This is a genomic window from Chryseobacterium angstadtii (assembly GCF_001045465.1).
GTDB lineage: Bacteria > Bacteroidota > Bacteroidia > Flavobacteriales > Weeksellaceae > Chryseobacterium > Chryseobacterium angstadtii.
In genome coordinates, this window is the sequence record NZ_LFND01000003.1 from 987,159 (window position 1) to 1,010,716 (window position 23,558).

Annotated in this window: 24 protein-coding genes; all 24 read left to right on the forward strand. The window is 37.0% G+C overall.

Going from position 1 to position 23,558, the window contains the following annotated elements:
• Positions 1-42: 42 nt before the first annotated feature.
• The 24 genes from atpG (at position 43) to ACM46_RS12385 (ending at position 23,395) form a co-directional block, all read left to right on the forward strand.
• The gene (atpG, locus tag ACM46_RS12270) at positions 43-906 is read left to right on the forward strand and encodes an ATP synthase F1 subunit gamma (protein ID WP_048506912.1); all 864 of its coding nucleotides are present in this window, start codon (positions 43-45) and stop codon (positions 904-906) included.
• A 388-nt stretch (positions 907-1,294) separates the two neighbouring features.
• Positions 1,295-2,653, forward strand: coding sequence for a hemolysin family protein (locus ACM46_RS12275; protein ID WP_048506913.1), 1,359 nt, complete (start codon positions 1,295-1,297; stop codon positions 2,651-2,653).
• A gap of 12 nt (positions 2,654-2,665) precedes the next feature.
• Positions 2,666-2,971 (forward strand): ATP-dependent Clp protease adaptor ClpS, encoded by a 306-nt coding sequence (locus tag ACM46_RS12280; RefSeq protein ID WP_048506914.1) that lies wholly within the window; start codon positions 2,666-2,668, stop codon positions 2,969-2,971.
• 132 nt (positions 2,972-3,103) lie between these two features.
• Positions 3,104-4,951 carry a T9SS type A sorting domain-containing protein gene (locus tag ACM46_RS22830; protein ID WP_083997394.1) on the forward strand — a complete coding sequence of 616 codons (1,848 nt, stop codon included), beginning with the start codon at positions 3,104-3,106 and terminating at the stop codon, positions 4,949-4,951.
• 135 nt (positions 4,952-5,086) lie between these two features.
• Entirely contained in the window at positions 5,087-5,701 is a 615-nt protein-coding gene (gene udk / locus ACM46_RS12290) for a uridine kinase (RefSeq protein WP_048506915.1), read from the forward strand.
• Positions 5,702-5,703: 2 nt separating this feature from the next.
• Positions 5,704-6,060, forward strand: a complete 357-nt coding sequence (locus tag ACM46_RS12295; protein WP_048506916.1) for an FtsB family cell division protein — start codon at positions 5,704-5,706, stop codon at positions 6,058-6,060.
• Positions 6,061-6,274: 214 nt separating this feature from the next.
• Positions 6,275-7,438, forward strand: a complete 1,164-nt coding sequence (locus tag ACM46_RS12300) for a methylmalonyl-CoA mutase family protein (RefSeq protein ID WP_048506917.1) — start codon at positions 6,275-6,277, stop codon at positions 7,436-7,438.
• Positions 7,439-7,512: 74 nt separating this feature from the next.
• Positions 7,513-7,953 (forward strand): DinB family protein, encoded by a 441-nt coding sequence (locus tag ACM46_RS12305; protein WP_048506918.1) that lies wholly within the window; start codon positions 7,513-7,515, stop codon positions 7,951-7,953.
• Positions 7,954-8,007: 54 nt separating this feature from the next.
• Positions 8,008-9,156: a class I SAM-dependent methyltransferase gene (locus tag ACM46_RS12310; protein WP_048506919.1), complete on the forward strand. Its 1,149-nt coding sequence runs from the start codon at positions 8,008-8,010 to the stop codon at positions 9,154-9,156.
• A gap of 137 nt (positions 9,157-9,293) precedes the next feature.
• Positions 9,294-9,572, forward strand: a complete 279-nt coding sequence (locus tag ACM46_RS12315) for a hypothetical protein (RefSeq protein ID WP_048506920.1) — start codon at positions 9,294-9,296, stop codon at positions 9,570-9,572.
• A 159-nt stretch (positions 9,573-9,731) separates the two neighbouring features.
• Positions 9,732-11,111, forward strand: a complete 1,380-nt coding sequence (locus ACM46_RS12320; RefSeq protein WP_048506921.1) for a dipeptidase — start codon at positions 9,732-9,734, stop codon at positions 11,109-11,111.
• A gap of 138 nt (positions 11,112-11,249) precedes the next feature.
• The gene (locus ACM46_RS12325; RefSeq protein WP_157859455.1) at positions 11,250-12,167 is read left to right on the forward strand and encodes a T9SS type A sorting domain-containing protein; all 918 of its coding nucleotides are present in this window, start codon (positions 11,250-11,252) and stop codon (positions 12,165-12,167) included.
• A gap of 98 nt (positions 12,168-12,265) precedes the next feature.
• Entirely contained in the window at positions 12,266-12,970 is a 705-nt protein-coding gene (locus tag ACM46_RS12330) for an SDR family oxidoreductase (protein ID WP_048506923.1), read from the forward strand.
• A gap of 153 nt (positions 12,971-13,123) precedes the next feature.
• A complete protein-coding gene (locus ACM46_RS12335) occupies positions 13,124-13,870 on the forward strand; it encodes an electron transfer flavoprotein subunit beta/FixA family protein (protein ID WP_048507166.1) in 747 nt (248 codons plus the stop codon).
• Between the two features lie 42 nt (positions 13,871-13,912).
• On the forward strand, positions 13,913-14,860 hold the full coding sequence (locus ACM46_RS12340; protein WP_048506924.1) for an electron transfer flavoprotein subunit alpha/FixB family protein: 948 nt from the start codon (positions 13,913-13,915) through the stop codon (positions 14,858-14,860).
• A gap of 203 nt (positions 14,861-15,063) precedes the next feature.
• The gene (locus ACM46_RS12345; protein WP_048506925.1) at positions 15,064-15,663 is read left to right on the forward strand and encodes a bifunctional nuclease family protein; all 600 of its coding nucleotides are present in this window, start codon (positions 15,064-15,066) and stop codon (positions 15,661-15,663) included.
• Positions 15,664-15,685: 22 nt separating this feature from the next.
• Complete coding sequence (locus ACM46_RS12350; protein WP_048506926.1) at positions 15,686-17,068, forward strand: nucleoside permease; 1,383 nt, start codon at positions 15,686-15,688, stop codon at positions 17,066-17,068.
• 114 nt (positions 17,069-17,182) lie between these two features.
• Entirely contained in the window at positions 17,183-17,737 is a 555-nt protein-coding gene (locus ACM46_RS12355; RefSeq protein ID WP_048506927.1) for an RNA polymerase sigma factor, read from the forward strand.
• Entirely contained in the window at positions 17,703-18,422 is a 720-nt protein-coding gene (locus ACM46_RS12360) for a hypothetical protein (protein WP_048506928.1), read from the forward strand. The genes ACM46_RS12355 and ACM46_RS12360 overlap by 35 nt, the downstream gene beginning before the upstream one ends.
• Before the next feature lie 78 nt (positions 18,423-18,500).
• Complete coding sequence (locus tag ACM46_RS12365; protein WP_131707584.1) at positions 18,501-19,595, forward strand: OmpH/Skp family outer membrane protein; 1,095 nt, start codon at positions 18,501-18,503, stop codon at positions 19,593-19,595.
• A gap of 149 nt (positions 19,596-19,744) precedes the next feature.
• Entirely contained in the window at positions 19,745-20,149 is a 405-nt protein-coding gene (locus ACM46_RS12370; RefSeq protein WP_048506930.1) for a hypothetical protein, read from the forward strand.
• Complete coding sequence (locus ACM46_RS12375; protein WP_048506931.1) at positions 20,146-20,559, forward strand: hypothetical protein; 414 nt, start codon at positions 20,146-20,148, stop codon at positions 20,557-20,559. The genes ACM46_RS12370 and ACM46_RS12375 overlap by 4 nt, the downstream gene beginning before the upstream one ends.
• Before the next feature lie 60 nt (positions 20,560-20,619).
• Positions 20,620-21,798 carry an acetyl-CoA C-acyltransferase gene (locus ACM46_RS12380; RefSeq protein WP_048506932.1) on the forward strand — a complete coding sequence of 393 codons (1,179 nt, stop codon included), beginning with the start codon at positions 20,620-20,622 and terminating at the stop codon, positions 21,796-21,798.
• A gap of 106 nt (positions 21,799-21,904) precedes the next feature.
• Entirely contained in the window at positions 21,905-23,395 is a 1,491-nt protein-coding gene (locus ACM46_RS12385) for an MFS transporter (protein WP_048506933.1), read from the forward strand.
• The last annotated feature ends 163 nt before the right edge of the window (positions 23,396-23,558 follow it).

The following is a 23,558-nucleotide window of genomic DNA, read 5'->3' on the forward strand; positions in this document are numbered from 1 at the left end:
TTAAACCTTAAACTTTAGACCATAAACTTTGAACCCAAATTAATGGCAAACTTAAAAGAAATACGAGGTAGAATTGCGTCCATTTCATCTACGATGCAGATTACACGTGCTATGAAAATGGTTTCGGCAGCGAAACTTAAAAAAGCACAGGATGCAATCGTAATGTTAAGACCTTATTCTGAAAAATTACAGGAGCTTATCCAGAATGTAAATTCCAGCTCTGATCCTGATCAGATTTCTGTTTATGCTCAAAAAAGAGAAGTGAAAAGAGTACTTTTCATTGCTGTTACTTCAAACAGAGGTCTTGCAGGAGCTTTCAACTCTTCCATCGTAAAAGAGCTTAATGCCCAGTTTCAGAATAATTCACAATACGAAGTGGAAGTTCTTTCAATTGGTAAAAAAGCGTATGATGCAGTAAGAAAAACACGTACAGTGTATTCTAATGAAAGCGCTGTTTTTGATAATCTGAACTTCGATACGGTAGCTCACGTGAGCGAAGGAGTAATGACAAGTTTCAAAGAAGGTAAATTTGACGAAGTTTATTTAATCTATAATAAATTTGTCAATGCAGCTACTCAGGAAGTAACTACAGAGCAGCTTCTTCCGATTTCAATGCCTGAAACTACAGAACCTCAGGTTGAAACAGATTATATTTTTGAACCTAACAGAGCAGAGATTTTAGATAATTTGATTCCAAAATCTATCAAAACTCAGGTTTTCAAAGCAATCTTAGATTCAGTAGCCTCTGAACACGGAGCGAGAATGACTGCAATGCATAAAGCTACAGACAACGCTCAGGCGTTGAAAAATGATCTTGTGATCTTCTACAACAAAGCAAGACAGGCTGCCATTACAAACGAAATCTTAGAGATCGTTTCCGGGGCAGAAGCTTTGAAAAATTCATAAAGAATTATTTTAATATCATACTAAGCATCGACACTGTCGGTGCTTTTTTTATGGGATTAAAGTTGGGGTGAGTGAAGATGAAAATTGTGAATCCCATTGACAGCATAGCAGATTGACAATTCACTATTGATTTTTTTGTGTTTTAAATGTTTTTACCGAAGAATGAATCAGTCTTTTCTTGCTCTTTGGTGAGTAAAGCCTCGTATCTTTCCAAATATGTATTCCGTATTCAAAAAAGATTTTAAATGGTTTTTTAATACTCTGGATGACTCCGTTTTTCCGCTTCTATTCTTCATTTTATAAAAATTCCATTTCCAAAATATTTTATCTCCAATACAGGTTATTTTTATTTTATCTATCTTTGTACTTAAAATTATATAATTTCTAAATGGACTCGGACATAGTCAGGCTTTTGCTAGCCTTATTTCTTGTTTTACTAAATGGCTTTTTCGTAGCCGCAGAATTTTCAATTGTTAAAGTTCGTTATTCACAAATCCAGTTAAAAGCAGCCGAAGGTAACTCTATGGCGAAGCAGGCAGAGCATATTATCAAACATCTTGATGAGTATCTTTCTGCAACTCAGCTTGGTATCACATTGGCGTCTCTTGCGCTGGGTTGGGTAGGTGAAAGCGCTTTACATCATGTGGTAGAAAGTATCTTCCACTCTTTAAATGTTGATCTTACTCAGGCAACCGTTACCACCATTTCCGTGGTGACAAGCTTTGTATTGATTACCGTAATGCATATTGTATTTGGAGAACTTATTCCAAAATCTATAGCTATCAGAAAATCGGAAGCAACCACAATGGCAACGGCGGTACCGCTAAGAGTTTTTTATACCATCTTCAAGCCGTTTATCTGGTTGATGAATTTAATGTCAAACGGATTTTTAAGATTAATTAAAATTCATCCGGCTTCAGAGCAGGAAATTCACTCTACTGAGGAGCTTCAGCTTTTGGTAAAACAAAGCGCGGACAGCGGTGAGATTGAAGAAGAGAATTACGAGATCATCAAAAATGCCTTTGATTTTACGGATCATTCTGCCAAGCAGATTATGGTACCCAGACAAAATATTACTTCCATTGATTTTGAGGAAGATATTAACGAAATTATCAACAAAATCATGGACAGCGGGTATTCCCGTATTCCGGTGTATCTTAATTCCATAGATAATGTGATCGGGGTTTTATACACGAAAGAAATTATCCGCGAATTTGTTAAAAGAAAAGGAGATCTGAATCACGATGATCTTAAAGACCTGATGCGTGATGCATTCTTTGTGGTAGGAAGTAAGAAAATTTCTGATCTTCTGAAGATATTCCAGCAGAAAAAGCAGCACCTTGCTATCGTTATTGATGAGTTTGGTGGAACGGAAGGAATCATTACCCTGGAAGATATTCTGGAAGAGCTGGTAGGCGAAATTCAGGATGAAGAGGATGATGAAGATAAGCTGGTGGATAAAATTGGAGACAATATCTATTGGGTTCAGGCTACGCAGCCGTTGGATGAGATCAATGAGCATCTCCCTAAAAAACTGCCTCTTTCTGAGGAGAGTGAGTACAATTCATTGGCAGGATTTATTCTGCACGAGCTGGAAGATATTCCGGAAGAAAACCAGGAATTCGATCTCGAGAATTACCATTTTAAGATTCTGAAAATGAATAATAAAAGTGTAGAGCTCGTAGAATTGGTATATGAAGGCCCGAATGTACTGAGTGATCTTGCAGATAAAATAGGAGAAGTTTAAAGAGCAATACAGATGACTTTTTACAATAATATAAGAGACTACGAGGATCCAAAACGTAAGTACGAAGAAGAAGTACTGGTTCTGGACGATACGGATGAAGTATATAAGCTGGTTCTTCACAATGATGACGTTCACACTTTTGATTATGTGATCGACTGTCTGATGGAGATCTGCAAACATACACTGGAACAGGCAGAACAATGTACTATTCTGGTGCACTACAAAGGAAAATGTACGGTGAAAACAGGATCTATTGATGTTCTGAAACCCATGCACGAAAAACTGCTTTCAAGGGAATTAACCAGTGAAATAGTATAAATGAAACTCTGCTCCCGGGCAGAGTTTTTTATTAAAATGTAATTTTTCTCACTAAATACAGATTTATTGACAAAGAGTTAAAGTAATTTTGTTTATATTAGCAATTAATACACCCTAAATCAATATAAATAAATGAAACAAAAAATTACTTCGTTGGCGCTTTGCGGTATACTATGTTTTTCAGCATTGAACGCCCAGACATCATCTTTTGAAACTTCAGCCCAAAAATGGATCAAAGAAAATTCAAAAGATTTGGGAATCCAGGAATTCAGTGGTCTCAAATTAAGCTCAGTAAGAAAAGGAAATACAGGTGAAACTTTACGTTTTCAGCAGATGATAAAGACTGTTCCTGTTTTCCAGTCTGAAATTGTAGTCCATTTTAATAAAGATGGAATAATAACTTATACCGGTGCAGAAAGCTTTAAAAAAGACATAAAGGAGGTGAATATCAATCCTTCTTTACCAGCCTCAGAAGCTCTTCAAAAAGCTCATATTGCTTCTAATACAAAAGGAGCCGTTACTTCTGAAGAAAGCAAGCTGGTGGTTTATCTTACCGATGCAGGAGATACGAAATTGGCTTACAGGGTATTAACCAGTTCTTTTGAACATTCAGGAAACTGGGAAACCATTGTAGATGCACAAAACGGAGATATTATAAGCGTTAAAAATATCGCTCATTACAACCGTGATGAAGATGGTACTCCGGGGCAACCTAAAAAAAAATCAAAAAAAGGAATAAGCGCTAAGAAGGAGTATGTTTCAGGTAACGGCTATATTTTCAATCCGGATCCACTTTCCAGAATGCAGGTGGCTTATGCCGGAAACTATGTAGATAACAATGACGCCACCAATGCAAGCTTAGATGCTGCAAGATCTTTGGTTACGATTCCTGAAGTAGAATTAGCAGCAGGAGTATATAAATTAAAAGGATCTTATGCAGAAATTAAAGATCTTGAGACACCTAGTACGGGATTGTTTACCCAAGCTACAAATCAGTTTTTATTTAACAGAAATGATCAGGGATTTGAGGCTGTAAATGCTTATTGGCATGTAGATAACAGCTTACGTTATATCAATGAAACTTTAAATATTGTTTGCAAACCTTTAACCAATGAAGGTATTTTATGGTTCGATCCACATGGCCTTGATGGTGATGACAATTCTTATTACAGCAATGGAAGACTTGTTTTTGGAGAAGGAGGAGTAGACGATGCTGAAGATGCGGATGTTGTTTTACATGAACTGGGACACGGAATTCACGACTGGCTTACCAATGGAAGTTTGTCTCAGGTTCAGGGACTTAGTGAAGGTTGTGGAGATTACTGGGCACAGTCATACAGCAGAAGTTTGAACCAATGGCCTTCGTCAGCACCTGCATATAACTGGATGTTTAGTTGGGATGGTCATAACGAATATTGGGGAGGAAGAATTACCAACTATACTGTTTTATATCCTGGTACCGGGGCCATCCACACAAGAGGCCAAATCTGGGCTTCTTCGCTGATGAGAATATATGATAAAATTGGTAAGGAGAAAACAGACAGGGCATTTTTAGAGGGATTGAGCGTTACGAACTCCAGTACCAACCAGCAAAGTGCTGCTATAGCTGTAAGACAGGCTGCTATTGATATGCTTGGACAATTCGGATTCAACTGTGCGGATATTGCTGTAATGACACAGGAATTTACTGCTGCAGGATATACTTTACCGGCTTATAACTGCCAGCTAAGTGTAGATGATGTTTCCAAAAAAGAAAATACGCTTTCTGTATATCCAAACCCGGCTACTGATGCTCTTTTTGTTATACTAAAAGGAAGCAAAGAGGAAAAAGCCGAAATCTACAATATGGAAGGCAGAAAAGTATTGGAAACAACGCTTGGAAACGGTAAAAGTAAAATTGATATTTCAAATCTTTCAGCCGGAAATTACATTCTGACGGTAAAAGGAGTTGAGCTGTCAACTAAATTTATCAAGAAATAAAAATTAATAGACTATTTTAAATCCGGTGCTCAGGCATCGGATTTTTTTGTTTAAGACCAATTTATACCGGGATTGTTTTATTTGCATTCATCTAAAATAGTATATTTGTACCAACTATAAAGAAACAAAAAAAGAATGCTTGTAATAGGAATTGCTGGAGGTACAGGATCCGGCAAAACTACAGTTGTTGACAAAATACTTCAACAGCTTGATATTGAAGGAATGAATATCCTTTCCCAGGATAATTATTATCACGATAATCAGAATCTGACCCTCACCGAAAGAGAGGCACTCAATTATGATCACCCAAAGTCTATCGATTTTGATCTGATGATAAAACATGTAAAAGCTTTGAAAAACAATGAGCCGATAGAACAGCCTGTTTATAGCTTTGTAACCCATTCCAGAACGGGCGACCACGTCACTGTAGAACCTAAAAATGTATTGGTAGTAGAAGGGATTCTGGTCCTTACCAACAAAGAACTGCTGAAAGAATTCGATTTAAAAGTATTCGTTCATGCAGATTCTGATGAAAGGCTGATCAGGAGAATCAGGAGAGATACTCAGGAAAGAGGAAGAGACCTGGGAGAAGTGCTTCACCGTTATCAAACCACATTGAAACCGATGCATCAGGAATTCATAGAACCATCCAAGAATGAAGCCGATTTGATCATTCCGAACATGAGACAGAATTCCGTAGCGATTGATTTTTTAACTACTGTTATTAAAAATTCGTTGAGAAAACATTAAAAATGGAAGAAAACAAACTTATTAAAGACATCCAGCCGAAATCTGAAACATTCAAAATGATTCAGAAATATGTTCTGAATAAATATACTATTACCATCTGTATGTTTCTGGTCTGGATGATTTTCTTTGATAAAACCTCTTTCCTTGTTATTCATGAACTGAACGGCGAAATCAGCCGATATGAAGACCAGCTGGAATATTATAAAAAGGAATACGAAAAGAATGACTCTTTTTATAAAAAGCTGATGAACAATAAGTCGGAAAAAGAAAAATACGCCAGAGAAAATTATTTTATGAAAAAACCGGATGAGGAAATCTTCATTCTGGTAGTAGACAGTACCAATGTCGCTAAAAAATAGAAAAATTGAAATGTGAATAGTCAATGAGTTTCACGGTAAATGGTCAATCGTCAATTTTTATAGATTCAGGATTGCCTTGCGGAGCAAAAATTCACCATTCACAAAACAAAGTAAATAAATGTCAATAGTGAATTGTCAATCATCAGTTTTGTAGTTTCAGGATTGATTTGTTGACCAAAATTAACCATTCACTATTGACCAAAACCAATAGCCAATGTCCAATACAGATATACTTCCAAACTGGGAAAATTTAGTAAAAAAGCAGCTTAAAACAGAAGACATCTATTCTATTCTGAAAAAAGAAAACCTGGAAGGAATTGATGTAAAACCTTTTTACAGTGAAGTTCAGAAACCGCTGGCCAATCTGCCAAAAGTAGAAGAAAACACCCATTTGGTAGCCAGATATCACGAAAGTCTTGAGGAAGATGTGTTTGCATTCATTTTAGACCAGAATGTGGAAACTCTTGAACAAAAGACGCTTTTCATTAATAATAAAGATCTTGCCAGCCATATCAGCCCTAAAGAAGAAGATCAGTACTTTTCACTGATTGATGTTTTTAATGAAAATAATGGAACTATTGATGACCAGTTGGCTAAGGAACTTTTATCCAAAGACTTTAAAAGAAATATCTGTGTTGATATATCACTTCATCAGAACGCAGGAGCAGCAATTTACCAACAGTTAGGCATTGCCCTTGCAAAAGCAAAAGAGCTTGCCGAAGTTTATGGCCCTGAAATTCTGAATAAACTGATTTTCAGAATAGCAGTCGGTGGAAACTATTTCTTTGAAATGGCTAAACTAAGGGCTTTTAAAATCGTTTTTAATCAACTTTCGAAAGAATACGGTTTAAATGAAACCCCTTACATTTTTGCCGAAACATCTTTAAGAAATAAAGCTGTTTCAGATAATGAAAACAATCTGATCCGTTCTACACTGGAGCTGGCTTCTGCAATGATTGCCGGAGCTGATGCCGTTTTCAGTACCAATTATCTGGTAAGCAGAAGTACCGATAACTCTGAAGAAATTTCTTTCAAACAGCAGATTGTTCTGGCCTATGAAAGTATCATCAATGTTTTTGAGGATGCTTCGAATGGAAGTTATTATGTAGAAGATATTACCCGCCAGATTGCAGAAAAATCATGGGCACTCTTTGTTGAAATGGAAGAAGCAGGAGGTTATCTTGAACTTTTAAAACAGGGAATTGTTCAGAAAAAGATCTACGACCAGGCTGTTGAAGAACAGAAATGGGTAGAAGAGGGTAAAATAAAGCTGATAGGAGTGAATTTATATCCTAAATTAGACGTTAAAAGATCAATTGAAGATCTATACAACGAAAAAGAAATAAAAGCCGTACGTTGGGCTGAAATGTTTGAGTAATTCCATTGCTTTCCACAATTTCTCATTTATAAAAATAATCTGTGGTTAATAAATAAGAAGAACAATCTTTAGCCATGAAAGAAAAACTGGTTGACTTATTTGAATACACCCATCATTTCAACAAAGAAATGATCAGGGTTATTTCTGAAAACATCGCCAAAGCAGATGAAAAGACCATTAGTTTAATCAATCATACGCTCAATGCACAACAGATCTGGAACGCCCGTATATTGGGAGAACCTGCGTTTGGAGTCTGGCAGATCAATCCTTTTGAAACTCTTGAGGATATCAATCATCAGAATTTTCTGAAAAGTAAAGATATTGTTCAAAATCTGGATTGGGACCAAAGAATAGAATATCAGAATTCCAGAGGGATGAAATTTGAAAACAGTATTTTTGAGATGCTTTTCCATGCGGTCAATCATTCTACCTATCACAGAGGGCAGATCAATTCTCTTCTGAAGCAGAGTGGTATAGAGCCTGTCTTAACGGACTATATTTTTTATAAAAGATAATTTAATCAATTTGAAGTGGCGCTTTGAATTCACAATAATGGAATAAGAAAATCCGTGGACAACAAAATAGTATACGAAGAAATTCAAAATTACATCAATGCAAATCTAAATGCAGATCTGCATGCCCTTCTGCTAAAAAAATCACCTTTTCCGGACATTTCCATGCAGGAAATTGTGCAGCAGATTAAAGGGAAACAGGTGGCTCAGAAGAAGTTCCCATTTTTATTAAAAGAAGGGATTGTTTTTCCTCCGCAGCTTAATCTGGAACAGGCTTCTTCAGAGAAAACAGCAGAATATAAATCGCAAATCCTTAAAGGAAAAACGTTTATTGATCTCACCAGCGGTTTTGGAATTGATGCCTACTATTTATCTCAAAATTTTGATGAAGTGACATTAGTGGAACAGAACTCAGAATTATTGAATTTGGTAGAACATAACTGGGGTGTTTTAGGACGAAAAGCTGTATTTATCAATCAGAATCTGGAAGATTTCCTGAATAGCAATCAGAAACATTTTGATGTTATTTATTTGGACCCGGCAAGAAGAGATCAGAACAGGAACAAAGTATTTCTTTTGGAAGATTTGTCTCCGGATATTCTTCAGATTAAAGAAAAGCTGCTGTCGATTTCAGATCAGGTGGTTATAAAGCTTTCGCCTTTGATTGATCTGAAATATCTACTGTCTGTCTTACCGGATATTTTCAGAATAGAAATTATAGCGGTAAAGAATGATGTTAAAGAGGTGGTTATTTTTCTTTCAAATCAGGAAAAAGGAGCAATTGCAGTCAATTGTATCAATCTGGAAAGTGGGGAACCTGCCTTTGAATTTACATTTGAGGAAGCCGAAAACAGCCACGCTGCCTATTCTGAACCCGAAAAATTCATCTATATCCCCAATAATGCGATTTTAAAAGCCGGAATTTTTAATTTAATTTCAGAAAGATTGGGTTTGAAAAAACTTCATCCCAATACACATATTTATACCTCAGATCAGAAGATAAATGATTTTCCGGGAAGAATTTTAGAAATGAAAGTTATTGATTCCAAGCAGATTAAAAAGAAAGAGAAATTCAATATCATTTCAAAAAACTATCCGTTAAAACCGGAAGAGATTAAAAAGAAATACCAGATAAAAGACGGCGGAGAAGACTACCTTATTTTTACACAATCCAAAAAAGGGAAAATAATTTTAAAATCAGGGTAAAAATGTTGCCGAAAAAAGCAGGATTTCTTAATTTTGGGCAATCAAAAATTTAAGCATGAAATCGCTTGCTGTTAAAACAATGAGAAACGGCTAAAATAATGCGATTCCATAAGACCTTTAAAAAATAAATTTTACATATGAAAAAACTAATTATATGTTTAGCTGTTGCAACAGTAGCCGTAAGCTGTAAAAAGATCCAGGCAGGAGGAAACAAAAATACCCTGAAACTGGAAGAAGGGGTAGAAAGATATTCTGACGATGCACAGGGTGGAGGTGAAGCACATGGCCACGAAGCTGCTGCAGGACATAAAGAAGCGGCGCCTGCTGAAAAGCACGAAGGTGAAGCTCATAAAGCAGACAGTACTGCTGCTGCGAAGCCTGCCGAAGCTGAAAAAGCTCCGAAAGCTGAACACTAATTACTAGTAGACAATATAAAGAATGTCCTGCCGAAATGCAGGGCATTTTTTGTATAGAATCTGCAGACACCTGAATAATAACAGTTCTTCGGAAAATTATCTGTTTTTGTTTGCTGCTGCAGGCCATTTTTTTTATTTTTAACAAAACAAATTTTTAAAATGCAAGAGACATTAAATTACATCAACGAAAACAAACAGCGTTTCGTAGATGAATTATTTGAGTTATTGAGAATTCCTTCTATTTCTGCAGATCCGGCTTATAAAAATGATGTATTGAAATGTGCAGATGTATGTGCAGAGCATCTTAGAAATGCCGGTGCCGATCATGTTGAAGTATGCGAAACAAAAGGATATCCGATTGTTTTTGGAGAAAAATTTTTAGATAAAAATCTTCCTACGGTATTGGTGTACGGACATTACGATGTACAGCCAGCAGATCCATTGGAATTATGGAGAAAACCTCCTTTCGAACCTTATATTGAAAAAACAGAGCTTCATCCTGAAGGCGCCATCTTCGCAAGAGGTTCTGCGGATGATAAAGGGCAGTTTTTCATGCATGTAAAGGCTTTTGAGGCGATGATGAAAACCAATACTCTTCCTTGCAACGTTAAATTTATTCTGGAAGGGGAAGAGGAAGTAGGATCAGTAAGTTTAGGTGATTTTGTGAATGAAAATAAAGAAAAACTTTCTTGTGATTGCATTCTGATTTCCGATACGCATATCTACAGCAATGAACAGCCTACTGTAACGACCGGTTTAAGAGGTTTGAGCTATGTGGAGGTTGAAATTGAAGGCCCGAACAGAGATCTGCACTCAGGACTTTACGGAGGAGCGGTTCCTAACCCGATTCATGTGCTTTCCAGAATGATTGCTAAGCTGATTGATGAAGACGGACATATTACTATTGACGGGTTCTATGATAACGTAGAAGTAGTATCCGATGCGGAAAGAGCAGAAATGAACAAACTGAAAGATAATCCTGAAGAATTCAAGAAGTCTATCGGACTGAACGGAGTGGAAGGTGAAAAAAGCTATACAACGCTTGAAAGAACCTCTATACGTCCAACTTTAGACTGTAATGGTATTTGGGGCGGATATACTGGAGAAGGAGCCAAAACGGTAATCCCTTCGAAGGCTTCTGCTAAAATTTCTATGCGTCTTGTTCCTTACCAGACTCCGGAAGAAATCACTGAGAAGTTCACGAAATACTTTGAAAAAATAGCTCCTGAAAACGTAAAAGTAAAAGTAACGCCTCATCACGGTGGAATGCCTTATGTGCTTCCAAGTGATACCAAAGAGTTTTTAGCAGCTAAACAGGCTATGGAGACGGCGTTTGGAAAAGAAGTTCTGCCATACAGAAGCGGAGGAAGTATTCCAATCACGGCGATGTTCGAAAAAGTATTGGGGGCTAAGTCCGTATTGATGGGCTTTGGATTGGATTCTGATGCCATCCACTCTCCAAATGAGCATTATGGATTGTTTAATTTTTATAAAGGAATTGAAAGTATTCCATTGTTTTTTGAAAACTATTCAAAATAATTAATATTTTGTAAAGATATTAAATAAAGCGTTCCGATGTCGGAACGCTTTACGCTTTTTTATGATAATATACCTATCAAATGGTATTTTTTTTGTGAATGTATGTTTTTATTTTTAGTTCAACCTAAAAATAATACCATGAAAAAAATTTACTTTACTGCGTGCTGCTTATTCTCAGCAGTTTACTTTGCGCAACAAATGGTTTCCTTCGAAAATATAGATGGATTTTATATTGGAAATATCCATAATCAGGGAACGTGGATCAGTACTCCGACCGGTGACATACCTCCTAATATAGACAATCAGGTGATCTGTACAGACCATGCAACAGATGGATATAATTCTCTGAAAATTGTAAAAGAAAATACCTACGGAACCCAGAGTATTCCTATAATCGGAGCGTTTGATAATCTTCCCATATTACTTCCTTATAATAACTTTACCGTTTCTTTTGATATCAATATGTCACAGCTCAACGGATCAATTTTCAGTTTTCAGGGTGTGAGCAGCGCAGAGGAAATATTTGTGGTCAGGCTGGATTTTGACAGCAGCGGAGTGGTTAAAGTGATGAAAAATCTTTCGGGAAGTTCTGTAATGGAATCTGCATCTGCAACCTGGTCGCCAAATATTTGGTACAGACTTAAGGTTGTGGGGACTTCTGCAGATGTTAAGTACTTTCTAAACGGAGTTTTGATTTATTCCGGAGCAGCACTGGAAAGTATTCCAATAAATCAGTTACGTTTTGTACACAACAATGCAGAGGGAATTGCCTATATAGATCATATTAAAGTTCACAGCGAAGCATTGTTGTCGGTCTCCAATACGGATAAATATAGAAATGCGGTTGTTGTGTCTCCAAATCCTGCTTCAGATTTTATTAACATCAATACTCCCTACAAAATAAAAAGTATTGAAATAAACGATAGCTCAGGAAAGAAAGCTTCCGCCAAACTAGATAACAACAGGGTAAATGTGAGTAATCTGCCGGCAGGTTTATATTGGATCAACATAAAAACCGAAGAGGGAAATTTTTCTGAAAAGTTGGTAAAAAAATAGCCGGAAATCATCAAAGAATTATAACTGATAAATCTTAGTCCTGTAAAACGTTCCAATTGGAGCGTTTTTGTTATTTTAGGGAATTAAAATTTAAAATCATGCCGGAAAATAAAGTAGCTTATATAACGGGAGGAACCAAAGGGATTGGTTTCGGAATAGCAAAAGTATTGCTGGAGAACGGAATCTCGGTGGCATTTTCGGGACGTAAGAGAGATGATGTAGAGAAAGCAGAACAGGAGCTTAGACAGTATTCAGAGAATGTTTTGGGAGTTGTCTCAGATGTGAGAAGTCTTGAAAGTGAAGAAGAAGCTGTAAAATATGCTGTTGACAAATTTGGCAGACTGGATTTTGTAGTAGCGAATGCCGGGCTTGGTATATTCAAACCGGTGGATCAGCTTACTGCCGGAGAATGGAATGATATGATAGAAACCAATCTTACCGGGGCTTTTTACACATTAAAAGCTTCCGTTGAAGAATTGAAAAAGACGGAAGGGTATTATATTACGGTTTCCAGTCTTGCAGGAGCCAACTTCTTCGAAAACGGAACAGGCTACAACGCCTCAAAATTCGGAGTGGTAGGTTTTACGCAGGCAGCCATGATTGATTTGAGAAAATATAATATTAAATCAACAGTGATTATGCCGGGATCGGTGGCTACCCATTTTAACGGAAATACTCCTTCGGAAAAAGACAGCTGGAAGATTCAGCCTGAAGATATGGGGAATCTGGTTCTGGATATTTTGAAAATGAATCCACGCGTTCTGCCTAGCAAGATAGAGTTTAGGGCAACAAAACCAGCCTGATAAACGCATTTAATGTATTGAATAGTAAAATAATAAGTATTATGCATGCATAATATATTTTTTAATTATATTAGCAAAAGTAAAATATAACAAAATCTCAGCATAAAATACGAAGGTTTTTATGCGTAAATGGGGAAAAATAAAATAGTACACATGAAAATATTAGTTTGTATCAGTAGTGTTCCAGATACTACTTCCAAGATTAACTTTACGGCAGATAAATCTGCTTTCGACAAAAATGGAATTCAGTGGGTAATTAACCCTTTGGATGAATTTGCATTAACAAAAGCGGTTAAACTTCAGGAATCTCAGGGTGCAACTGTAACAGTGATCAACGTAGGGGATCCGGCTACAGAAGCGGTCATCAGAAAAGCATTAGCTATTGGTGCCAATGATGCTGTGAGAGTAAACTTAGACCCTAAAGACAGCTATTCTACAGCAAAAGAAATTGCAGCTGTAGCTCAGAATGGTGGGTACGACCTTGTTCTTTGCGGAAAAGAATCTATTGATTACAATGGAGGTTCTGTTCCGGGAATGGTAGCTCAGTTATTGAATCAGCCTTTCGTAAACGCAACAGTAGGACTGGATGTAAACGGAAGCGAAGCTACTGCTGTAAGAGAAATTGAAGGTGGAAAAGAAACAATATCAGTAAAATTACCTGCGGTAATTGCAGGACAGAAAGGTTTGGTAGACGAAAAAGAGCTTATCATCCCGAATATGAGAGGAATTATGTCTGCAAGAACAAAGCCTTTGCAGGTGGTAGAGCCTACTTCTTCCGAAGTAAAAGTTCAGGGAGTATCTTATGACAGCGTGCCGCCAAGAGCTGCCGTGAAAATGGTTTCTCCGGATAATCTTGATGAATTGGTAAGACTGCTTCACGAAGAAGCTAAGGTAATCTAATCTTTCAATCCTTAAATTTTTTAATCTTTAAATTTTAAAAAAATGGCAGTATTCGTATACGCAGAAAATATAAATGGAGTTTACAAGAAAGCGGCTTTGGAAGCAGTTTCTTATGCTAAAGCAGTGGCAGATCAGGCTGGAGATACCGTTACGGCAATCTCTGTAAACCCTACAGATTCTTCAGATTTATTATACAAATATGGAGCATCCAATGTAATCAATATCAAAGACGAAGGTCTTAAAAATTTCTCGGCAAAAGCATTTGCTCAGGCGGTAAGTGAAGTGGCAGACGGAAATACAATTGTTTTCCCTCACACTACAGATGCTTCTTCTGTTGCTCCTATGCTTGCAGTAATGAAGAATTATTCTTTAATTACCAACGTATTGGAAGCTCCTGAAAGCCTTTCTCCTTTCCAGGTGAAAAGAAAAGCTTTTTCAGGAAAAGGATTCATGCATGCAAAAGCTGAAGGAAACGGAGTAATCATTACAGTTTCTCAAAATGCTTTCGGAGTAAAAGAAAATGCAGTATCAGGTTCAGAAGAAGTGAAAAACTTATCTGTAGCTAATGAAGATACCAAAGTGATCTCTCACGAGCAGAGTTCAGGTAAATTAGACCTTAAAGAAGCAGAGGTGGTTGTTTCTGCAGGAAGAGGGATGAAAGGTCCTGAAAACTGGGGAATGATTGAAGAGCTGGCGAATGTTCTTGGAGCTGCTACAGCATGTTCTAAACCGGTTTCAGACATCGGTTGGAGACCTCACACAGAACACGTAGGACAAACAGGTAAAGCAATTTCACCTAACCTTTATATCGCGGTAGGAATTTCAGGAGCTATTCAGCACCTGGCTGGAGTAAACTCTTCAAAAACGATCGTAGTTATCAACAATGATGCTGAAGCACCGTTCTTCAAATCTGCAGATTACGGAGTTGTGGGAGATGCATTCCAGATTATTCCTGCATTAACTGAAAAAATTAAAGCAATTAAAGGATAGAAAGTCAATATTGAATTGTCAATTCGCTACACTGTCAACTGAATAAAATCAATGCATTACGATATTGATTCGTTGATGAAGTAAAATTGACTGTTCATTATTCACAATTTTCACATATACAATAAAAGCTCGGGCTTTTCCGGGCTTTTATTTTTGCGTAAAAAACTGAAATCACAATAAAAAATTAATCTATATTTGTAGCTATGGATTATAAGCAGCTAATTATTCGCGGAATATCGTACAGCCAGACCCAATCGGGGGCGTACGCTTTGTTATTGGAACATGAAGAGACACATATAAAATTACCTGTTGTTATAGGAAATTTCGAGGCTCAGTCCATTTCTCTCGGATTGGAAAAAGATATCCATCCGCCGCGTCCACTTACCCATGATTTATTCACAAAATTTATAGTTTCAGCCAATTATGAATTGGTTTCAGTAATCATCTATCAGATTGTAGATGGCGTATTTTTTTCCAATATTAATTTCAAAAACAAGGCGAACGAAGAAGAGCTGATCCTTGATGCTAGAACTTCTGACGCTGTTGCCATGGCGGTAAGATTTGATGCTCCTATCTTTACCACGCAGCAGGTGCTGAATGAAGCGGGAATTCTTCTGGAGCTGGAAGATGTTTCAAAAGAAGATGAGCCTTTTTCTGAAACCGTACAGTCGGAGGACAATCTGAAGGCGGTATCAATGGAAGAACTTCAAAAATTACTGGAAGAAGCTGTAAAAGAAGAAGATTTTGATACAGCTTTGGAAATTCAGGAAGAAATTAAAAGAAGAAAAAGGAAAATTGATTAAAAGAGATACTTTATACTAAACTATGAATTTAAAATTACGACTGACCATCCTCAGTTTTCTCCAGTTTTTTGTGTGGGGAGCATGGCTGATTACGATGGCTAATTTTTGGTTCGGTACAAAACACTGGGATGGAACCCAGTTCGGAGCCGTTTTCGGAACAATGGGAATAGCTTCTATTTTTATGCCAACCATCACCGGTATTATTGCAGACCGCTGGATCAATGCAGAACGTATCTTTTCGGTACTGCATATCCTTTATGGGGTGATCCTTTTTATACTGCCTCATTCTGCAGATCCCAATTCTTTCTTCTCGCTTATGCTTTTGGCTATGTGTTTTTATATGCCTACCATTGCTCTTGCGAATTCTATTTCTTATACAATCCTGAAAAACAGTAATCTGGATGTCGTGAAAGATTTTCCGCCGATTCGTGTTTGGGGAACCATTGGGTTTATTGTAGCCATGTGGATTACCAATCTTACAGGAAATAAGGCTACGGAAGGGCAGTTCTATATCGGAGGAGCTATTGCTATATTTTTAGGAATTTATGCGCTTACTTTACCTAAATGTCCGCCGCAGAAACTTATTGATAAAAGTGCTCCGCTATACGAGCAGCTGGGTCTTAATGCTTTTAAACTTTTCGGAAGTTATAAAATGGCCCTGTTCTTTTTGTTTTCAATGCTTTTAGGGGCAGCGCTTCAGTTAACGAACGCTTATGGAGATGTATTTTTAAGTGAATTTGCCCATTTCCCGAAATATGCAGATTCATTTGTAGTACAGAGATCTACGATTATTATGTCGATTTCACAGGTTTCGGAGACTTTATTTATTTTGGCCATTCCTTTTTTCCTGAAGAAATTCGGAATTAAAAAGGTAATGCTGATGTCAATGCTGGCCTGGGTACTCAGGTTTGGGTTCTTTGCCTACGGAGTTCCGGATGGTTTTGGACTTTCACTGATTATTTTCTCATGCATCGTATACGGAATGGCATTTGATTTTTTCAATATTTCAGGTTCTCTTTTCGTAGAAACAACGACCGACAAAAAGATACGTTCTTCTGCTCAGGGGTTATTTATGATGATGACCAACGGGTTTGGTGCTCTTTTCGGAAGTTATATTGCAGGTTGGGCTATTGATAAATTTTTTACACATAAATTTACCACAGCTTCAGATTTGTCTGCTTATCTGGATACTACTGCCGATAATCCTACTTTTCTGCAGATTCTTAAAGACAGTTTCAACTCAGCAGTCAATACGGATGGAACTCTTTCTTCTGTAGTGATGGTGAAAGACTGGCAGAATATATGGTTGTCTTTCGCAATCTATGCGTTGGTTCTTGCCATATTCTTCGCTATTTTATTCAGACATAAACACAATCCGGAAGACGTTTCTTCAGTGAAACATTAATCTGCCGATCTGATTGATAAAATATTAAATTGCACTTTTGAAAAAAAGTGCAATTTTTTTTATTTCCAGGCAACCTTTTAAAATAAATTCCGTCTTATAGATAGAAAACGATACATGGAGAATCTCGAAAAGAATTTTTTACTGGCTAAAAAGCAGGACCGGAAGGCCCAGAAAGCTCTCTATGAGATGTTTTCAGCTAAAATGCTGGCCATATCAAATTCTTATACGAACAATGTTCATGATGCAGAAGATATTCTTCTCAGCGCGTTTATGAAATGTTTTACGAAGCTGGATGAATGCAGAGACTGGAAAAGCTTTCCGTTCTGGCTGAGGAAAATTGTGGTTAACGATTCTATCACCTTTGTCAGGAAGAGCAGAAATATTCTTTATACTGATATAGAAATCGCGGACGATTATTCAGATGAAGATACGGATGAACGGCTTGAGGCGCTTAATATTGAGGAAATATTTTCACAAATGCCTACGGGATACAGATTGATTTTCAATTTATATGTTTTTGAAGAGAAAAAGCATCAGGAGATCGCAGAAATTCTGAATATTTCAGAAGGGACCAGTAAAAGCCAGCTGAGCAAGGCAAAAAAATGGCTTACAGAATTTTTAAAAGCAAAAGAAAATGAAAAAAGAGATACTGAATCAGTTAAAGTCTGATTATGAAAGGCTCGAAATAAGGCCTTCTGAGGATCTTTGGGATAGAATGGATCAGAAATTGGATGAAGCTCCTGAAATGCCTTTAAAATGGTCTTTTCAGTGGTGGAAATACGCTGCTGTAATCTTGCTGTTTATTTCTGCCGGAACTTTTATTTATTTCAATACTTATAAAACGAAATTGGATGGTCAGAAAACGAACTATGCCGTGAAAAAAGATGTAGAAAAAACAGTTAATCCAATCAACGTTGATTTTAAAAATCCACCTGTTATTTCAAATGACCAAGTGGTTGAGAGAGATGACATGAAAATTGTAAATGAAGATCGTAAAAAAGATGCCTCTGATCAGGTTCCACTTTCTGATCAAGAAAATAAAATAGCAGAAACTCAAATTATCCAGCATAAAGAACCAACCCAGAATTTGAGCCAGCCGGAAAATATTTTTGCTAATCCGGAAAGGGCTGAAAATATGAACCCTTCCGATCCTCCAGTCATTGCAGATGCTAATCCGTTAAAACCCAATTACATCAGCTCTGATGAACTTTTACAAGGACGGGAATTTGATAAAGCCAGAGAAAGATCCAGGAAAGACGAACGGAAATTAGGAGCTTTTAAATTTAATAAAGTGGTTCCGAATGTAGGGAATGTTACTGTTTTGGGAGTAACTGTTTACCTCGAATCCAAATAAATTATAAACTTTTTATAGAATCATGATACTGTCCTGAAGTAGGGACAGCGCTAAAATAGGGTCTAAAAATTAAAAAATATGAGAACAAAACTAATCTTCATGGCTGTTGTAATGGCTTTTACATACGGTATCGCTCAGGAAAGGCCAGATATAAACCCGCAGATTAAAATCTATTCAAAGAAAATTGACAGTATTGTAGTTTCGGAAAAATTTAAAATGAATACAGAGCTGGATAGGATTGATAAAGATTTTAAAGAAAAGAAAATCACATCGGAAGAGAAACAGAAACAGCGCTCTGAAATTGCTTCAAAATACCAGCAAACCATTAATGAAAAAGTAGATGCCCAGCAAAGTGAACTCCAGGACGCAACAAAAGAAATGGTTAAAAATGCAGTCTTTATGGATCGGGACAGTACCGGTAACAGGAATGAAATGTGGTTCGGGTTTAATGGATTGAATATGAAACTGGGTCAGAAACGAAATAAAGATCCAAAGCAGGCTTTGCAAACCGTGGAGTTTTCTGCCAGTATGATGGGAACCGGACTGACATCCAAAAATCAGCCTTTTAATTTTTATGATAAAAACTCCGATACCAGAAATACGATTATCAATTCTTCACAGATGGCGTTGAGATATGAAGGGCAGCTGGGAGGTTTTAAAAGTCCTGTATTTTACAGAGTAGGCTTAGGAATGAGACTTGATCAATATGTTCCTAAATACGGAAAAATTTTCAAGCAGGAAGGTCATAATTTATTTGTAGATGATTTTGACCGTGGCAGTTTGAAAAGAACCCAATTCAACAATACTTATGTCTACATACCCGTTGATTTAAGATTTGTATTGAATCCAAAGTATATAGAACATGGAGGAGTTCAGTATCTTGATAACAGAAAAAGACAGCTGAGTCTGGTAATGGGAGTTTATGGCGGTGTAAAAGTAGGCAGTACCAATTATATAAAATATTCCAACGAAAATTCCGGAAGAATCGTAGAAAGAGAAAAAATAATGCAGGGTGTGAATGATTTTATCGTGGGTGGAAAATTCGGAATCAGTTACGGAAGTTTTAAGGTATTTGTTCAGAAAGATTTTACGCCTGTATTTAGCGATAGTGCGCTTCTAAAGAATAAATACGGAGTACAGATCGGGATAGAATTCGTTAATATTATTTTTTAAATTCATAATTTATAATGTCATATATTGGATATAATGTAATTTTAATTGGTTTTTATTGATGCTAACGAATGTTTGTGCGCCAATCATCCGTTTTTAAAACACACTGTTTAAAAGTGTGTTTTTTTTTGTATTTTGGCACTTTAGTAAATATGAAAAATATTCAGTTATTAGGATTGATACTAGTGGTTGCAGGCAGTTTTCTGCCTCTTGTGCATGTGCCTATTATCGGCAACTGGAACTACTGGAAACTGGACCATTATCTGGCCATTGCATGCTGGATTTTTTCGGCCTGTGCTGTTTTCGGAATTGTAAATAATAATGCGAAAATGGTAAGGCTGTTCGGCTTTCTGTTGATTGCATTATTCGGGTTCACTCTGGTGGCGGTTAAAATGCAATCTCTGGAATATTTCAGCTTCCTGCCTTTCAAATCCTGGAGAGAGGCTTTTGCAGGAGTGGTAAAGTTGAAATGGGGCTGGATTATAGAATTTTTAGGGGCTTTTCTGATGATATTCTCTTCAGGTAACAGAAAAGTAAATAAACGTACTCAGATATGAATTATTTAAAAATAGTATCAGCCGCTTTATTGGTGCTGGTATGTTCACAGGCTAAATCTCAGGATACAGAATTTGGTAAACCTGATAAGCCTGCTAAATGCAAAAACATAAGAAGTGGAAAGTTTTTGCGTGCTAATTATCCGGAGGGGATTTGGTATATGACTATTAAAGGAAATACCCAGACCGAATATTTTAATAACGGAAAAGATTATATAAAATCTACATTGGTCTTTGTAGACGACTGTAATTATAAAGTGATCGTATTGGAGAAATCTGATAAGAACGATCCTATGCAGGTTGGGGATGTTGTGAATAATACGATTGTGGAAACACAGGACAATTTAATCAAGTTGCATTCTAAAATTGGAAATGATCAGTTTGAAGTGATCTACGTAAAAGAAAAAAAATAGTATAATACAGTGAGGCCGGAAGGCAGCATTTTGTTTAAAAAAAAAGTAAATATAATACACATGAAAGAAGTATTCATTGTTTCCGCAGTAAGAACTCCTATCGGGAGTTTTATGGGAAGCCTTTCAACAGTTCCGGCTACAAAGCTTGGATCTGCTGCCGTAAAAGGAGCATTAGATAAAATTGGTCTTGATCCGAAAAAGGTTCAGGAAATTTATATGGGAAATGTGCTGCAGGCAGGTGAGGGCCAGGCACCGGCCCGCCAGGTGGCTTTAGGAGCAGGTTTGTCTATTGAGACACCTTCTACTACGGTAAATAAAGTGTGTGCATCAGGAATGAAAGCCGTGAGTATGGCTGCACAGGCTATTAAAGCTGGTGATGCTGAAATAATTGTAGCAGGAGGTATGGAAAACATGTCTTCAGTTCCGCATTATTACAATGCAAGAATAGCTACTAAACTGGGAGATATCAAAATGCAGGACGGAATGGTTCTGGACGGTCTTACAGACGTATACGGTAAAGTACATATGGGAGTATGTGCAGAGAAATGTGCTGTAGACTACAATATCTCAAGAGAAGATCAGGATAATTTTGCTATAGAATCTTACAAAAGATCTGCTAAAGCCTGGAGCGAAGGAAAATTCGCGGAAGAAGTAGTACCGGTTGAAATTCCTCAAAGGAAAGGAGATCCGGTTATATTTGCAGAAGATGAAGAATATAAAGCTGTAAATTTTGACAGACTTCCTACACTTCCTACGGTATTCAAAAAAGAAAACGGTACGGTAACAGCAGCCAATGCGTCTACGTTAAATGACGGTGCTTCTGCATTGATCCTTGTCTCTAAGGAAAAAATGGAAGAACTGGGACTTAAGCCTTTAGCCAGAATCGTATCTTATGCAGATGCAGCTCAGGAGCCTGAGAACTTTACGACTGCTCCTGCAAAAGCACTTCCGATTGCTCTTAAAAAAGCAGGTCTGGAGATTTCAGATATTGACTTCTTCGAATTTAACGAAGCGTTTTCTGTAGTAGGTCTTGCGAACAACCAAATCTTAAATCTGGATGCTTCTAAAGTAAACGTAAACGGAGGCGCAGTAGCCATCGGACATCCACTGGGAAGTTCAGGATCAAGAATCATTGTTACGTTAATCAATGTACTGAAGCAGAATAATGCAAAATACGGTGCTGCAGCTATCTGTAACGGTGGTGGCGGTGCTTCTGCTATCGTGATTGAAAATATGTAATATACTCTTAAATAATATTTTGCCATTAAGGAATCGATAATTTTTATAAATTCTTATCGATTTCTTAATGGTTTTTCTATTTTTGTGCTACTAATATTTATTTGAAATGTCTGAAATTGAGAATCAACAGCCTCAAAACATAAAGAATAATCCACGGATTATGAAAGCCTGGGCTGTATACGACTGGGCGAATTCTGTATATTCACTGGTTATTACTTCTACTATTTTCCCTATTTATTATTCCATACTTACTACGGCTTACGAGAAAAAGGAGTACGTGGAGGAAACAAAATCCTGGATTGATGTTCCGGTAAGGCATATGATAAAGATTTTTGGAAATGAGTATCAGCCGGATGCAGTATACGGGTATTCACTCACGATATCTTTTTTTATCGTAGTACTGCTTTCTCCTTTCCTGTCTTCACTGGCAGATACCATCGGGAATAAGAAGTCGTTTCTTCAGTTTTTCTGTTATCTTGGTGCTACGTCATGTATGGGACTGGCTATGTTTACAGGGATGCACAATGTGTTTCTGGGCCTTCTTTTCAGTATTACGGCGAGTGTCGGGTTCTGGGGAAGTCTTGTGTTTTATAACTCCTTTCTGCCTGATATTGCAACGCGGGACAAGCAGGATGCCCTTTCTGCAAAAGGATATGTATACGGATATATTGGCTCTGTAGTTTTGGTGGTGATCTGTCTTGTACTTATTCAGGTTTTTGCTAAAGGAGCGGCTCAACAGCTGTTGTTTACAAGAATCAGCTTTCTGTTGACCGGAGCATGGTGGTTTGGTTTTTCTCAGTATACTTTTAAACATCTTCCTCAATTCGGGGATGTTAAAGAAAAGCTTCCTAAAGACCTTGTGCTTTTAAACTATAAAAATATCTTTAAAAAGCATGAAGAGCAGGGTGGTTTCTTCGAGGTACTGAAAGATAATATGAGCTTTTATAAAGACATTGCAAAAGAGAGTTTTCATGAGCTGTTCAAGGTAGGAGGCGTATTGTTTAAAGATAAAAACCTGAAATTCTTTCTTTCCAGTTTCTTCTTTTACAGTGTAGGAATGCAGACTATTTTCCTGATGGCCACTCTTTTTGGGAAAAGTGAGATCAATCTGGCTCAGGATAAACTGATCGGAACGCTCTTGGTCATTCAGATTGAAGCCATTATAGGAGCGGTAATATTCTCCAGACTTTCCAGAAAGATTGGAAATAAAAATGTAATCTCTATTGCGATCATATTATGGATTGTAGCATGTCTTTGGGCCTACTTCCTGAATAAGGAAAATCCTACGGTAGAATATCAGTTCTATGGTGTGGCAGCAGTGGTAGGGCTAGTGATGGGTGGTCTTCAGGCGATGTCGAGATCTACTTATTCAAAGCTTCTTCCTGAAGATTCTATGGAAAATACCACGTATTTCAGTTTTTATGATGTACTGGAAAAAATAGCGATCATAATCGGAACGTTTATTTTTGCAACCTTAATCGAGCATTTCAATAATATGCGTATCGCAGCGCTTTCCATGACTTTATTTTTCGCAGCAGGACTCGTCCTGATTCGGTTCTTAAAAGTCAATATGTTGAAAAACAGAGATACTCTATAAATATAAAGGCGCTATTGGATAGCGTCTTTTTTTTGCTTTTATCTTTTTTATTATGTTAAATTATTGAATTTACCTTTAATTCTTAGTTTTTTATAGGTGGACTAAGAAAATATATTAAAACAATAATTATTTTTCACTAAAGTTTGATTTTTTTTGTTTATTT

Bases quoted from the DNA above. Each gene is read 5' to 3' on its own strand.
- ACM46_RS12295 (WP_048506916.1), top strand. From the start codon at position 5,704: ATGGAAGAAAACAAACTTATTAAAGACATCCAGCCGAAATCTGAAACA.
- ACM46_RS12315 (WP_048506920.1), top strand. From the start codon at position 9,294: ATGAAAAAACTAATTATATGTTTAGCTGTTGCAACAGTAGCCGTAAGC.
- ACM46_RS12385 (WP_048506933.1), top strand. From the start codon at position 21,905: ATGTCTGAAATTGAGAATCAACAGCCTCAAAACATAAAGAATAATCCA.
- ACM46_RS12320 (WP_048506921.1), top strand. From the start codon at position 9,732: ATGCAAGAGACATTAAATTACATCAACGAAAACAAACAGCGTTTCGTA.
- ACM46_RS12305 (WP_048506918.1), top strand. From the start codon at position 7,513: ATGAAAGAAAAACTGGTTGACTTATTTGAATACACCCATCATTTCAAC.
- atpG (WP_048506912.1), top strand. From the start codon at position 43: ATGGCAAACTTAAAAGAAATACGAGGTAGAATTGCGTCCATTTCATCT.
- ACM46_RS12340 (WP_048506924.1), top strand. From the start codon at position 13,913: ATGGCAGTATTCGTATACGCAGAAAATATAAATGGAGTTTACAAGAAA.
- ACM46_RS12375 (WP_048506931.1), top strand. From the start codon at position 20,146: ATGAATTATTTAAAAATAGTATCAGCCGCTTTATTGGTGCTGGTATGT.
- ACM46_RS12330 (WP_048506923.1), top strand. From the start codon at position 12,266: ATGCCGGAAAATAAAGTAGCTTATATAACGGGAGGAACCAAAGGGATT.
- ACM46_RS12380 (WP_048506932.1), top strand. From the start codon at position 20,620: ATGAAAGAAGTATTCATTGTTTCCGCAGTAAGAACTCCTATCGGGAGT.
- udk (WP_048506915.1), top strand. From the start codon at position 5,087: ATGCTTGTAATAGGAATTGCTGGAGGTACAGGATCCGGCAAAACTACA.
- ACM46_RS12360 (WP_048506928.1), top strand. From the start codon at position 17,703: ATGAAAAAAGAGATACTGAATCAGTTAAAGTCTGATTATGAAAGGCTC.
- ACM46_RS12300 (WP_048506917.1), top strand. From the start codon at position 6,275: ATGTCCAATACAGATATACTTCCAAACTGGGAAAATTTAGTAAAAAAG.
- ACM46_RS12275 (WP_048506913.1), top strand. From the start codon at position 1,295: ATGGACTCGGACATAGTCAGGCTTTTGCTAGCCTTATTTCTTGTTTTA.
- ACM46_RS12345 (WP_048506925.1), top strand. From the start codon at position 15,064: ATGGATTATAAGCAGCTAATTATTCGCGGAATATCGTACAGCCAGACC.
- ACM46_RS12350 (WP_048506926.1), top strand. From the start codon at position 15,686: ATGAATTTAAAATTACGACTGACCATCCTCAGTTTTCTCCAGTTTTTT.
- ACM46_RS12365 (WP_131707584.1), top strand. From the start codon at position 18,501: ATGAGAACAAAACTAATCTTCATGGCTGTTGTAATGGCTTTTACATAC.
- ACM46_RS12370 (WP_048506930.1), top strand. From the start codon at position 19,745: ATGAAAAATATTCAGTTATTAGGATTGATACTAGTGGTTGCAGGCAGT.
- ACM46_RS12355 (WP_048506927.1), top strand. From the start codon at position 17,183: ATGGAGAATCTCGAAAAGAATTTTTTACTGGCTAAAAAGCAGGACCGG.
- ACM46_RS12280 (WP_048506914.1), top strand. From the start codon at position 2,666: ATGACTTTTTACAATAATATAAGAGACTACGAGGATCCAAAACGTAAG.
- ACM46_RS22830 (WP_083997394.1), top strand. From the start codon at position 3,104: ATGAAACAAAAAATTACTTCGTTGGCGCTTTGCGGTATACTATGTTTT.
- ACM46_RS12325 (WP_157859455.1), top strand. From the start codon at position 11,250: ATGAAAAAAATTTACTTTACTGCGTGCTGCTTATTCTCAGCAGTTTAC.
- ACM46_RS12335 (WP_048507166.1), top strand. From the start codon at position 13,124: ATGAAAATATTAGTTTGTATCAGTAGTGTTCCAGATACTACTTCCAAG.